This is a genomic window from Haladaptatus sp. AB618 (assembly GCF_024136965.1).
In the GTDB taxonomy this organism is placed as follows: Archaea; Halobacteriota; Halobacteria; order Halobacteriales; family Haladaptataceae; genus Haladaptatus.
The window spans coordinates 24,702-38,642 of sequence record NZ_JAMYJX010000006.1 but is presented as its reverse complement, the minus strand read 5'-3'; the positions used below and the strand labels follow the sequence as shown (position 1 = coordinate 38,642).

9 protein-coding genes are annotated in these 13,941 nt (G+C 53.5%); 1 reads left to right on the top strand and 8 read right to left on the bottom strand.

The window, feature by feature from the left end:
• Nucleotides 1–150 precede the first annotated feature (150 nt).
• The 4 genes from NKF26_RS17245 to trkA form a co-directional block, all read right to left on the bottom strand.
• On the bottom strand, nt 151–660 hold the full coding sequence (locus tag NKF26_RS17245; RefSeq protein ID WP_253234660.1) for an SRPBCC domain-containing protein: 510 nt from the start codon (nt 658–660) through the stop codon (nt 151–153).
• The gene (locus NKF26_RS17240) at nt 657–995 is read right to left on the bottom strand and encodes a helix-turn-helix transcriptional regulator (protein ID WP_253227051.1); all 339 of its coding nucleotides are present in this window, start codon (nt 993–995) and stop codon (nt 657–659) included. The genes NKF26_RS17245 and NKF26_RS17240 overlap by 4 nt, the downstream gene beginning before the upstream one ends.
• 713 nt (nt 996–1,708) lie before the next feature.
• Nucleotides 1,709–3,238: a TrkH family potassium uptake protein gene (locus NKF26_RS17235; RefSeq protein ID WP_253227052.1), complete on the bottom strand. Its 1,530-nt coding sequence runs from the start codon at nt 3,236–3,238 to the stop codon at nt 1,709–1,711.
• Between the two features lie 19 nt (nt 3,239–3,257).
• On the bottom strand, nt 3,258–4,601 hold the full coding sequence (gene trkA / locus NKF26_RS17230) for a Trk system potassium transporter TrkA (protein ID WP_253227053.1): 1,344 nt from the start codon (nt 4,599–4,601) through the stop codon (nt 3,258–3,260).
• Nucleotides 4,602–5,924: 1,323 nt separating this feature from the next.
• Here trkA and NKF26_RS17225 point away from each other — a divergent pair.
• A complete protein-coding gene (locus NKF26_RS17225) occupies nt 5,925–6,431 on the top strand; it encodes a hypothetical protein (RefSeq protein ID WP_253234659.1) in 507 nt (168 codons plus the stop codon).
• A 26-nt stretch (nt 6,432–6,457) separates the two neighbouring features.
• On the opposite strand, the gene NKF26_RS24185 is transcribed toward NKF26_RS17225, so the two are convergent.
• The 4 genes from NKF26_RS24185 to NKF26_RS17210 all read right to left on the bottom strand — a co-directional run bounded on the left by NKF26_RS24185 (nt 6,458) and on the right by NKF26_RS17210 (nt 13,524).
• A complete protein-coding gene (locus tag NKF26_RS24185) occupies nt 6,458–6,586 on the bottom strand; it encodes a hypothetical protein (RefSeq protein WP_256487703.1) in 129 nt (42 codons plus the stop codon).
• Nucleotides 6,587–6,973: 387 nt separating this feature from the next.
• Complete coding sequence (locus NKF26_RS17220) at nt 6,974–7,987, bottom strand: zinc-binding dehydrogenase (protein ID WP_253234658.1); 1,014 nt, start codon at nt 7,985–7,987, stop codon at nt 6,974–6,976.
• A 2,259-nt stretch (nt 7,988–10,246) separates the two neighbouring features.
• Nucleotides 10,247–10,906, bottom strand: a complete 660-nt coding sequence (locus NKF26_RS17215; RefSeq protein ID WP_253227056.1) for a helix-turn-helix domain-containing protein — start codon at nt 10,904–10,906, stop codon at nt 10,247–10,249.
• 239 nt (nt 10,907–11,145) lie between these two features.
• Nucleotides 11,146–13,524, bottom strand: a complete 2,379-nt coding sequence (locus tag NKF26_RS17210) for a bacterio-opsin activator domain-containing protein (RefSeq protein WP_253227057.1) — start codon at nt 13,522–13,524, stop codon at nt 11,146–11,148.
• Nucleotides 13,525–13,941 lie beyond the last annotated feature (417 nt).

Genomic DNA, 13,941 nt, shown 5'->3' with positions numbered 1-13,941 from the left:
TGAGATAGAGATTGGTCTCCAATTGTTGACGCATTTGTAATCACTATCACTTTTCATTTCTATAATATTAATATGAATTTAAAATATGTGGTGTAGTTCTGTATGACATGATACGTGGAAGCGAGGCCCCCACGGTATCCTCGATACGATCTATGCGCTACCCTCCTCAACGACGTCCGCGAGGTTTCCAAGCGAATCATTCCATCCTTCGTTGGCGTCCTGGGGCGGGATGTTCTCGGGGATGCCTGCCTGGTGAGCAGTGACTTCGGTCCCACCGGCGATTTTCTTGAAGGTGACTGTGGTCGTCATCTCGCCGGCCATTCCCGGGTCGTTGGACTCGAATTCCTCGGTGTAGACGATCCGCTCGCCAGGGGACAGTTCCTCGTACGTCCCGTGGAACGTGTGGGCGTATGGCTCCAACTCCTCGATGTCAGCAGTGAACGACATGCGGAAGGTGCCGCCCTCCGTGGCGTTAAACTCGTGAACTTCGCAGGAGAAGCCCTCTGGCGGGAGCCACGCGGCGAGTTCGTCGGCATCGACGAAGGCTTCATAGACTCTCTCTGGTGTGGCCTCGATCACGCGGTTGACGGTAATACTTCGATCTTCATCTTTGGTGGCCTCTTCCCGTGATTCTCTTCCGTCATCAGTGTTGTCTCTCATTGGTCTTCTTGCTCCAGATGGTCGGCCAACGCGTCGAAGCGGTCCTCCCAGAGCACGCGGTACCGGGTTAGCCATCCAAAGGCTTCACTCAGCGGCGCGGCATCAAGGTGACATCGTCGAACCCGACCGTCCTTCTCGATATCAAGCAAGCCCGCATCTTCCAACACATGCAAGTGCTTGGAGACTGCCGCCAACGAGACGTCGTGTGGTTCGGCGAGATCGCCGACGCTTTCGGGGCCATCGGCGAGTTGTTCGAGGATCTCTCGGCGAATCGGATGGGCTAATGCCTTGAAAATCGCGTCGAGTTCCTGGTCGTTCAGCTGTTGTTCAACCATCCAGTTGAATGTTCGGCACACACGATATTAAACCTATAGGTTAAACAAATTTCCTTCGACGATTCGGGCGGAGAGAGCGTATCTCGACAACAATAAGAACAATTACGCTCTCTCTATACAGGATGGAGCGTATCTTCTACCAGCTAAATCCATAAGCGAAAGTGAACACACCCGGGGACCGCCAACGAAATCTGTGCGCAGTTCATAGGGAAGGGATCACGCCTGAGCAATGGCAAGTATATATCCCAAAAAATCAGCCGCCATCCGCTCACTACGAAGTGCACCAATAGTTTCCTTGATCGCATCACGATGTTCGTCAGAAATTCGTTAAAGTCATCACGTCGCTGTGAAATGATACTCTCTAGCCCGGTTCTGTCTCGATAGTAAGTTCCGTTTCTTTGGGCAGGTGTTCTAGTTCAGCAGCACGAAACATATGCATCGGTGGGCCTGTTGAATCTCTGTCGAACGCATTTAGTAACTCAGTATTGTAGTCACCGGTTCGGACAAGCCACGGAAGTAGCTCCGTTTCGTCCTCTTCTGTTGGTAACTGACAGGGTCCTGCTGGTCATTTGTGGTCTGCGTGGAGAAATAATCCGCATCGCCCATAGATATATTATCTGACATATGTCCGATTATGTTTCAATTCATCACATCAGAGAGCGAATTTATTTCGCATTTATCCGCTGCTGTTCTCTTCAGAAGGCTAAATCGAGTTAAGACCGCCAGTACGCCGGTGTCAGCAAAACCAACACTGGTAAAATCTCCAGCCGACCGATCCACATCAGGAAGACCATGAACAACTTCGTCGTCGCTGGAAACGGTAAGTAATTGTTCATCGGGCCGATGATGTCAAAGCCGGGTCCGACATTCCCAAGTGTGGAGGCGACTGCACTCATCGCTTCTGTTGTGTTCATCTGGAGTCCGACACGAGTGCTATCGAGGAACACAAGCAGGGTAGCGCCGAAGAAAAGGAGGAGATACAATAAGGTGAATGTATAGATGCCCCGGACAGCACGTTCGTCCAGTGCTTGACCATTGAGCCTAACAGGTCGGATCGCCTCAGGGTGAATGGTCGTGAACAGTTCTCGCTTGAGCAACTTCAGGACAACCAACCACCGTACGATCTTGATAGCTCCCCCAGTCGATCCAGCCGAACCACCGATGAACATCGCCGCAAGCAGGAGATACTGGGCGGAGCTTCCCCATGTATTGAAGTCCATACTCGCGTAACCTGTGGTCGTGACGATAGAGACCAGTTGAAATGTACTGTGACGGAGGGATGATTCGAAGTTCCCGATGATTGGGGCGACCAATGGATCATTTGAGAACCCGATTCCAGTAAATAGAAGAATAGTCAATAGTGCCGATAAGGCACCGAGAACACCGAGATAGAACCTGAACTCGTTGTCTTCGATAAAGATCTTAGGTTCGCCGTTCAGTGCATGCCAGTACAGAGCGAAGTTCGTCCCTGCCGCTATCATGAACGGAATGATAAGCCACTGCACTGCGGCGGAAAAGAACTCAATACTCCGGGCTGCAGGGGAGAATCCACCTGTTGCCATGGTTGTAAAACCATGCGCAACAGCCTGATAGAGAGTCATGTTCGGTGCGAGGCCTATGAGATGAAGGCCGTATAAAAGAAACACTTCCAATGCGGTGATACCCAAATACGCCTTCCAGAGTGCGCTGGCAGTCTCGGCGATACGAGGCGTGAGCTTCTGGATACCGGGTCCGGGGGCTTCGGCATCCATCAATTGCGCGCCACCAACCGAAAGCTCAGGTAGGATGGCGACTGCTAACACCACGATGCCCATCCCGCCGAGCCACTGAGTCAGTTGACGCCACATGAGCAATGCCCGCGAGTGACTCTCAAAGCCAATCGATCCCATTACGGTTGCTCCAGTTGTCGTGAACCCGCTCATCGATTCAAATAAGGCATTCACTGGGTGAGCAACTGTTCCTTCTCCAGCGATGACGTACGGAAGTGCACCGACGACAGAAACTGCGAGCCACGTCAATGCAACCATCAGAAATCCCTCGCGAGCACCCAAATCGGGATCGTCGTCCAGTTGTTCGAGGGCCCACCCAACCGCAATTGCAATCACAATCGTTGCGAGAAATGTCGTGGTACCTTCTCCGTAGAATATCGCGAGTGCCAGCGGGAACAGCAACGCTACTGCTAGCCATTTGACAACCGTTCCGACGAGGCTACAGCTTGATCGCCAGTCTACTCGAAGATTCATCGGTGGTTTTCTACGTAGCTCATAGTTGACTGCTGACGGCATTCAGTGCACTTCGTTCCACGAACGCGACTACATGGTCTCCTGGCTCGATTACGGTATCGCCTCGAGGAACCACGAATCGCCCGTCGCGCGTAATAGCTCCAATGACGAATCCATCCGGTAAATCCATGACCGCGTCACGGATTGGTCTGTCAGCGAGAACACTTTCATGGCTGACCTCGATTTCGAGCACTTCCGCCTTATCATCCTCAATGAGTGCCACGTTTTCAGTGTGGAGTTCGCGGGTGAATCGCGTGATTTCCTCGGCAGTCACTTCTCGGGGGTGAATCGCTACGTTCACTCCAACGGTTTCGAAAAGGCTGACGTATTCGGTGGTTTCGACGACTGCGACGGTTCGTCGCACGCCGAGTTGGTTAGCGAGAACGGATACTAGTAGATTTCTCTCGTCATTGTCCAACGTGGCGACTACGGCATCGGCCTCGTCAATGTGTTCGCGGGTGAGAAACTCGATATCAGTCGGATCACTCTCCATGACAACTGTGCCAGGTAATTGCTCGGCAAGCTCACGCGCCCGTTCGGGGTCTTGCTCGATAAGCCGCGGGTGAAGGCCTCGATTTTCGAGCAGTCGAGCGGTATGATAGCCGATTTCACTCCCACCGATTATCACGAGATCTTCATTTTTCGACGGTGTTTCGCTCGGCGCGATTTCTCGGGCAAATTCCTGTACACTTTCAGGAACACCGATGACAATCACCTTGTCGCCCGATTGGATGCGTGTTTCCCCGCGGGGTATCTCGACGTCACCATTTCGAAGGATGGCCGCAAATGTTAGCGAGTCAAACCGGTCAGCCTCACTAATGGTCTGATCAGTGATTGGGCTTCCTTTATCGATTGCAAACTCGGCCATTTGAACACTCCCATCGGCGAAGGGGTTCACGTCGCGGGCTGCTGGAAGGCTAACGACCCGGACGATGTCTTCGGCAGTGAGCAAGTTCGAACAAACCATGAAATCGACACCGAACGCCTGCTGTTCGACAGAATATTGCCATGTTTTGAGGTAATCAACATTCTTGACCCGTGCGATGGTGAATGCGTCATTGACGGTTTTTGCTGTGCCGCAGGTCACCAAATTCGTCTCATCGTCGTCAGTGCTGGCGATAATCATGTCTGCAGTATCGATGCCTGCATCTCGAAGTACCGAGAGCGATGCCCCATCGCCCTCAATGGCAAGAACGTCAAGAGAGTAGGTCAGTGCCTCTACCTGCTCGGAGTCGGTATCAACCACAACAATCTCGTGGGTGTCCGAGAGGCTCCTTGCAATGGATGATCCAACTTCACCTGCACCGACGATGATAATACGCATCCAGAACCTCCTTGATCATTCTTGGTGAGTCTTGCATTCCTGCCATTATGGTCATTTCCTTTCTTGGATGTAATATTCGGTTCCCCTTCTTTTTCTGCGAACCGCATGATCGTCGCTGCATAAGTAAACCTAGACCATGTCTGTGAAGTGCGCGCTCGAGAAGTCAAGACAAGGTTGAGTAGAATTGCGTGTTAGAAGTGATACGCGGTATTAAATCCATGAGCGGAAGTGAAACTCCCACGGGATGTCACCTCGATCGATGCGCGCCGATGTGGAATCGTTTCCAACCGCTTCTCGACTCGCTGGTCACGCTCGCCGAATTCGTAGTACCGTCACGCGTGAACGAATCAACCGTCATCGCGCTGTCGACAGCGGTCCATTCGTTCCCCCATTGCCAGATCGGATCGATCAGAGCGCTCGCTCCACTTCCTGTAAACCGAAGAGAAGAAACCGTTCGTGGGAAGGCATGGTTCGGACGGTCATCCGATGTGGCGTGACGAAACGCATCGCTTCCCCGTCGAAACTGCCAGATCGAACGTGGTTGCTCGACGTATCTTCGCCTCGTAGGTCTGATTCCAGACCGGATGATATGTTCGGAAATCTCGTCGTCGGCTGCCCGTGAAGACGAGGACGGACCCGCGAGAAGCGGTCAGACGGAACTAGTCGATTGCTGTTAGTTCGGCGCAGCTGACTGAAAATAGTCACATTTCAGGGTCACCGGCGTTCTACCGACTACCGTGACGGCTACGGTCGACCGATGGAGCCACGTAAACCGTTCTGTACCGAGAACGGCGATCGATTCGACCACTGAACGAATTAAAGAGAGAGCATTCACGAGTCGATACCGAGCCATCTGACCGGGAAACGGTGCGAAGTCAATATGATGATAATCCCCCTTATCCACCATCGGAGCCAGCCTCCACATAGGAGACGTGGTCTTATGACAGATCGAGCATCCCAGGACGACCAGACCCTCCCTCGTGTGAGTCGACGTTCCTTCGTCGGCGGATCGATGGCAGTGACCGGACTCGGCTTGCCCGTGTTTCGGTAGGGATCGGTGTTCGACCGATTGGACGAGTTCGTCGGTGGTCAGGCCGACCTAGGACAGATACAAAGGACAACTGCACAGCCATTCGCACAGGCGTTTCTTCTAGATACGAACGGGAATCGGAGATTCGAGAACAGAATGGAGTACGCCGCCGACCCCAGCGGAGGGGGTAGGGACGACGTATTCACATCACGTCGCGAGGCCGACCGACGAGCGATTACGTCTGTCAGACGATGGCCGCCAGAGGGGTCGACCTCGGTGCCGTCTCATCGACGATGAGGGTTCGGTTTGACTATTTCATCGGGTTTGCGGAACGGACCGCAAAGCCACACGAGGTATTGTTGCACCTTCAGCATACGGACGGAACGGCCCACATCGCACAATGGCCGTTCGCGCAGGACGTTTCCCCCGGACGATGGTTGGCGAACGACGTTTCGTCCACGCTCCGGCGTGGTGAGTGGCGAGAGACCGCCGTGCGACCCGTGTCTCCGGACCTGGATGTTTTCGAGGCGCCCATGGTTAGTGCGAACATCAGAGAAGTGGCCTCCGGGCTCGATGCACTGAGAGCCAGCGACCCATTTGAAGACTTGTTCGACCGGTTCGACTCCAAGACGAAACTCATGGGGGTCAGCATCGGCCACGGTCGAGCGAGCATCGCCGAAGTGGATCCGGGGGACGCCGACGGTGTGACGGCCCAGCGAGCGGCACTCGTCTACGGCGGTTTCACCGGCGAGCAGCAGCCCGCGCAGTTCGTCGCAAACCCGATTCGCGTTGGTTCGTGACACGAATGACCACCTCCACCGTCGTCTCACGGCGTTCCCGTCGCCGCGTCGTCGGTCTCCGATAGCGTCGGGCACTCGGTGACGCCGAGGTAGTCTCGGAATGTTCGCAGATCCGTGGGATTGCGGTCGACCGATACGTCATCATTTTCCGTCATCGGGTTGCCGAACTGCAGCGATCGATACTAGTCCGCTCCATCGGAGGGACCGAAAGCGGATCCGTGACCGTCTTCTACCGGATTAATTCAATGATATGAGCTTTCGCTACTCCATAACTGCTACTGACGCCGGTAAACTGGAGCTACTTGTAATTACTATTTGGGCTGAATTGAGCAGATCACATGCATTGAACGCACCACTCTTATCATCTACGACGCTCATTTTGTCCACCCATCGAATAGTCCCTGCCCGAACACGACCTCCTCGCCGAAACGGACGAGGGACGCAAGCCACAGTCCGGGCGACGCGAACCAAACGAGCTATGTCTCCCTCTTCTTGTCTGACTCATTGCGATCTTGGAGCTGGCGACTACGCACACAGTTCGATCACGGGAGGACGAGAATCTTTCCGAAAACGTCCCGGTTTTGCATGTCCGCGAACGCTCGGTCGGTTTCGGAGAGGTCGTACGTACTATCGATCACCGGTTCGAACGCACCATCAGCGAGCAACTGAACGAGCGTTTCCAGATCTCCCTGTGTTCCCAACGTGCACCCGATGATATGTTTGTGTCCCAAAAACAGCTCTGGGATATCTATCTCCGATCGGTTGCCGGTGTGGCGACCACAGATCACCATCCGCCCGCCGCGTTTGAGCGCATCCAAACCCATCTCGGTGTACTCACCGCCGAGGTGATTGAGCACCGCATCGGGGGCACCGATCTCGGCAATCGCGTCCCCGATGGTTTCCGGATCGTCAGCTTGGATGGTGTAATCGGCCCCGATTTCGGCGAGACGGTCGACTTTTCGCTGGGATGTCGAGGTGCCGATCGACCGCGCACCCATGACGTCGATGAGTTGGATTGCTGCGACACCGACGCCACCGGTCGCACCGGGGACGAGAACGAGGTCCCCCGGACCCACATCAGCGCGGCGGAGCATCTGTAGCGTCGTCATGTACGCAGTAGGGAGGGCAGCGGCGGCGGTCGTTCCGACGTTTTCCGGGAGAGGGATAAGTCGGTCCGCGTGCACGACAGCCCTCTCGGCGAGACCGCCGTGGAACAGGCTGAACTGCTCACACAGGATTTCGGGACCCTCCCGGCAGAATTGACACGAATCGCACGTTTGATTCGGACACAACACGACGCGGTCGCCGGGCGAAACCGACTCAACGCCAGACCCGACCTCATCGACGACGCCAGCGACGTCGAGTCCTGAAACAAACGGCATGGCCTCCGAGTCCACTACCACGGATCCGCCCTCGAGTATCCAGAGATCGTGGTAGTTGATCGCGCACGCGTCTACCTCGATTACTGCCTCCCCATCCCCGGATTCGGGATTGCTCCTCTCTTGTATCGCCACGTCTTCCGGTCCGCCGGATCCAGTGAACACCGCGACATTCATGTTAACACATAGCATTCAATACAGCTTAAGAATTCTCCTCGCATTAGTATGATACAACCCACGTCCGCGTACACGCGGAGATTGTGGATTGACGGAATCGATGGCTTCATTTCATCTACCCGGAATTGAACTCCTTGGTTCTCGATGAAGGGGACCTACTTGACCAGCCCTTGATTCCATTCAGTGGGTTGGCCCCTTCGGTACGCGGATGACGTCGTACTCTGCGTTCTCCGGGTCTGAAATTCCGTATCGGCCGTTCACCGCGTAGAGAGCACTCTCAAACTCCGCGATCGTCGTCGGCACATCGAAATCCGGATCGGTGATCCGAACCGGAACCGGCCAACGTGGCTCTCTCGGTGCACTCTGTCGATATCCGCGCACTGATTGTCGTCTCGTTCGCCGTCGGTACCGTCGCAATCGTATACATGTCATCGATGGAGGCGACGCACGGATTGGCTTCGGAACGTTCGTGATCTCAGTAGTGCCGTCGATGAGTCCGAACCACGTGGCCTCAGAGTCTGTCGGTCCACCCGTAAGAGCTGTGTCCCGCGTGGCCGCTATCGCAAAGAGTACAGAGAGACTCTGGCGTCGGCTGGTTGGTGGGTCCAAATCAACCTGTTATTTAAACTATAACCGAGGTAGAACTATCCCGGTTCTCCTCTCACAATCTATGTGCGGTTCGTGGTGCGCACTGCGCGTACCGAGAATTTGTGGGTTCGTGACTGATTCACTGAGCATCTTTCGCGCCGCCAGTCTTATTGTCTTAGCGTGTCTGTTGTACATCGGATCGAGAGATTGCACACTGTGCGTCCACTGCCCAATGCGGTAGTGGTATTCCAGCAGTGGCCTATCATTCGTGTAGGCAATTGTCTTCACACGGGGCGCATCACAGAGTCTATACTTGCTCCGCGCCACACTATGACCGACCACTACACCGACAAACAACGCGACTTGTTCAGCGATCCCGAGACAGGGCCACAAACGAGAGCAGAACTTAACGATGCACTGGGTGTCCTTCTCACGAAGGCTTATACCAACGGCGTTGACCCTGGTGATGATGCGTACGAAATCCGTCACACTCAACCTGAAATCTCAGACTGGGAAGTCCATATCACACGGACGACGAAGAAGAAGCTGTGAATCGGTAGATAGATACTCAATATTCAGCACGGTATTTTTGATAGCCGCTGGGGAGACACTGAGTCGATCAGCCCAGTAATGGCGTGACATCCACAAGGTACGAGCAGTGAAATTCATATTCCGGATGTTAATTCGTTGAGTAATAATGCCATCGCTGGGAAATAGGCGATTCCTCTGCTTACGGGCAGTGAAACCAATAGATCTACGCTCAGTAGATAGTAATACAAATCACCCGATAACTGTGCTTCACTCGAGATTGAGTGTCCACGTCTGCTTGGTGCAAAATGTGGGTGTATGGGTCACCGTATCATTGTAAGCAAGGTTGGCTGATATTTAGTGCATATGCGCCAGTGCAACCACCCCGGGATCCTCCACTTGTTCTATGCAAAGGTCGTAGTCCATGTTGAGCACCTACTGTCAATGGAATCCGAAGTTCTACTTGCGGATGCGATGGCTTATATGGTCTTCTGGAGACCTGTCGAAGACTCCTGGATTAGGGTATCTTAAATAACAAAACAGACGATCGAATATTCGTCGGTCACTGATCTGCTCCGGCCGTCTCTGTACGTGACGAATTGGCTCCGAGCGATTCGAGATGACGAAGCAGCGACCTCAATGATGACTGGTCATTGCCGAATGTAGCTATGATCGGAAGGAGGAACGTTCAATTCGTCATATATGAATTCGAGATTGCAACTAGCTCTCTAACCCGTACCGACCTTTTTCGACCCATTCGTTCTTTTTCCACCCGCAGTGAGGACACTCTGTCTGCTGCGAATCAAACTCCTGATCGCAGTTCTGACAGAGAGTCGTGTCGGGTGATGTGCTCTCCGAGAGACGCGGTTGAGAATTTTCCGTCCCTGTCGGTCGACGGGATTGAATAGGGCATCTCAATGTGTGCCCAACATCAGGTTGAAGCAACGATAAGTGACCATCAATTATTTGCTATAGACAAATTCTTCATAAATTCCGAGATATGCCGTCGCAAATCGCTGACATCCAACGCTCTGTGCTAGTGAAACGGACCATGGTCATTCATCTAAGGTTTGGTATTGAGCAAGAAAACTGGATGAGAGTGCATGTTCAGTTGCTCGTTAAGCAACTGGCTGGCCATACCCTTCACCCAATTAGTTTGGTTGTTTCAGTGGAGAACGCAATTCCCGCCACAACGGCATTTGTCGCACGTCGTAATCGCTGGGACACTGCCTGCTCACTCACTTTGAAATATTCTGCGAGTTCGGTCAGAGTACACTCACGTGGAACGTCATAGTAGCCTAACTCGTACGCCAAGACCAGTGTTTCCCATTGAGTCGATGTCAGTTGGTCCTGGATCGACGGGACATGCGGGTTATAGATACTCTTGATATCGACTGTTATCCCCTCTTCAACGCAGTACTGGTTGAATTGGCTCAATTGTTCGTGACTCGGAAACCGCAACCGGAACTCCCACTGGTTCCCAACACTCTGGCCTTCCAGAATCACACCCTGGGTGCCTAGCAATGCGTCGATGACGCCATCGACTTCACTGGTCCAGGTGACTTGATACAGGTACCGATCCTCCACAGTCGTGAGTAGTTCGACCGATTCGACGATTCGCTGGGCTTCGAGCACGGATTCGATGTGTGCTGCCGATCCGTCGGTCACCCAGAAGAACGGGAGAATCCGATCATCAAGCGGCACTAAGCGCTCGAGTTCGATATGCATATCGGGGTGTTCTGTGAGTAGACGTCCTAGTGGGAACGAATCACCCGGTAGCGTAACATCTGCAACAGTGGTCATGGATGTGGAACCTCCGTACTGTAACGCGCGAGCATCGTGTAAACCGGATCTAACTCCAGTTGGTCAACTCCGTTTTCTCTGGCCATTGCACTCATCGTCTCGCTGCTCCCCTCCTGACGACTGGCGTTTCCGGGGGCAGATCTCGATTTCATACTTAAAAAAAGGGGATAGCAGGGGATAGGTCCTGTTTCAACACCCGTTGACCAATGAAGCCTTTATCACCACAGTTGTTGTCTCGGCTACACTGACGAAGGGAGATTCTCGGTGAAGATCCTTGAAAGCAACTTGCGTTCTGCTTGGCGGAGGTGATTGTTGAACGTCGATTGCGTGATGTTGAGGGATTTTGCGACTTCCTCGCCAGTCCGGTCCCGTGGCCACTCGAAGTAGCCGTTCAGATAGGCCGTCTGTAGAACTTCACGCTGTCGGTCAGTAAGGTCCTCTGTTAATATGATTTCGTCCGTCTGAGCAGATTGGTCGCCCCGTTGTGTGTCCCGTCGCGCCCTCAGTTCGATGTTGGGATAGGCATGCTCCAACCGATCGATAAACGTTCCGACAGTCGTTGACCGGGAGAGTTCAATAACGATCGAGATGTCGGCATCCGTCATCTGTATCGTTTTGATGGCTGCACCAAGTTTCGTGAGCGTCGACGGAACCGTCTTGCCGGCCACAAGCAATTCAAATCGGCTCTCCTTGTTTTCCTCGTCGGGATCGTCGAGACAGGAAACGTGTTCGATTTGAGCGAGTTTCCCAGCAGCAGCTTCGAACATCGCGGCGGTAACGCCGTCTACCGTGATGAAGATACGTGTTCTGCCGTCTTGTTGCGGTACAGCGCCCCAGACAGTAAAGTCGCCTCCCGTTTGCGTAGCGAGACGGGCAAGTGGACTATCCGCATCGTGGATGGTCAACTCGAGTTCGACGACGCTGTCGGTGAGCAATGCCTGTCTGGTCTCGACTGCGTTGATCGCGTTTGCAATTGTGTTACCAAGTTCTGCCATGACGTCTCGAGAGAGTGGGTCGAACGCCTCCGATTCGGAAGCATATACTGTTAGGATCCCGTACTGTATCCCGTCGTACTGGATTGGGATACTGATCACCGACTGGAAACCATGGGCGAGAGCAGCTTTGCGCCATGGTTCATCCCGGAAACCCTCAGCGACGTTTTGGACAAGTGTGACAGTCCTTGTGACAGCAGTCGCAATGGCCGGATCTCCGTTCTCGACATCAGTACTCAACGTTATATCGTCGAGATATCCCGGTTCGGTACCGACCCAGGTTTGGGGAGCGAGTACCTCGCCACCGACGTGGCCGATCCAAGCAAAGGTGAAGCGGTCATCACGGGTCAAACGGTTACAGACAGCCTGTTCAATCTCCTCGGTCGTTCGCGCCTGAACAAGCACTTGGTCGATGCCGCGAATGATGTCGTTCACCCGACTGAGGTCTTCGAGGCGGCGGTTTTGCGTGGTTAAGATATTCTTCTGCTCGCGGATGGACTTTTCACGCTCAATTCGATCAAGTGTGGCCTCTCCAGTCGCCACTAGTTGGTCCAGAACTGTCTGTGTCGGTTCCGCCAGCTCATCGGTTTTCTCTGAAATGATAGCAATCACACCGTGGTCACCGAGTGGAATCCAGGCCCCGGTTTGAAAGGACGAGTCAGTATGGTTCACGTTGAGGGAGTTGACCACTCCCTCGTGAGCGATCGTCTCATTGTTGACGAACGTCTGCCATGCCATCGATGATTCATCTGGCCTGAATGTTGGCAACTCATCAAGTATCTCTTCTAACTGTTCAGTGGCTGCCACTGGCTGGAGCGTGTTGTCGGTGTCGTCGAACAAGTAGATAACAGCGCTATCGATGTCGAGGACATTAGTTATCGCATCGATGATTCGGTGACTCGCCTCGAGTTTCGATGTTGCCTGGGTGAGGTCGCGGCTCGTGTCATGCAGAAGCGTTAGTGACCGCTCTAACTGCTTGCCCTTGGTGATATTCAGTGCAGCACAGGTTATCCCCACTACCTCTCCAGAGTCATCGCGGATAGGCTCAACCGTGAGGTCGTAGGTTACCAACCCACTCGGTAACTCGTAGGTACATTCCTCACGGACACTTTTACCGGTCTCCAGGGCGGTCCGTTTCGGTTTCAGGATTATCTCTGCCGCCTCTGGTGGTAATAGTTCGTCGTCACGTAACCCGATCACGGCCTCTGCATCGAAGTCCGGATGAGGGTTGCCGACCCACGTGTACCGAAGGTCTGTGTCCAAGCGAAATGCAGTAAACGGTGAGTTCTCTAGAGCCACTTGAAAGAGTTCTTTTTCGGCCCGGAGCTCTTGTTCCAGACGCTTGCGCTCGATCGAGTCACTGGACGTGGATGTGGTCTCAGCTGTGGCGTCACGCTCGCGTTCACGAAGCGGAACCCACCACACCCGTGCACGAGCACCCGTTTTCTTCGTTTTCAGTTCACCGTATTCGACGAGTTTCTCCAGTCGTTTGTAGACCGTTCGTCTCGCACAGTCAAGTGAGTCGGCAACTTCCGGTGTCGTGAGCGGTTCAGCTGGATCATCACGTTGTTCGAAGATGGCCAACGTTTCAATGTAGACTTCCCCCAATGGCCCCGACGATGGCATACCCTCTATACGAGGGTGGCAGGTATAGCGGTTCCGTCAATGGCACTTCCGCTGTTTCGCAAAAAGAGAATCACACCGTTCACAACGACAGTATTCACATCCTCAGCTAGGCGAGCCAGAAGCAGACGTAATGACGATTGCACTGATAGTGGCCGAGTCCCGAGAGACACCAAAAAGAATGTCTTGAGAAAACTCGGCTTCTTTGTGAACCCAGAAACCTCCAATTCATGAAGTAGCAGCGGAAGGGATTAGCGAATTCGTCTACAATCACTCCGAGCGTCATAGAGTGATATTTCCACTCTCGTCTTCGAGGATGCAGGACTTCGGTGGACTAGTGAAGCCCACCTTCACATATCAACACCGTAACTTTGGCGATACAGATGTGAACAAGAGATATGGCGACTACTGTCCAACAAA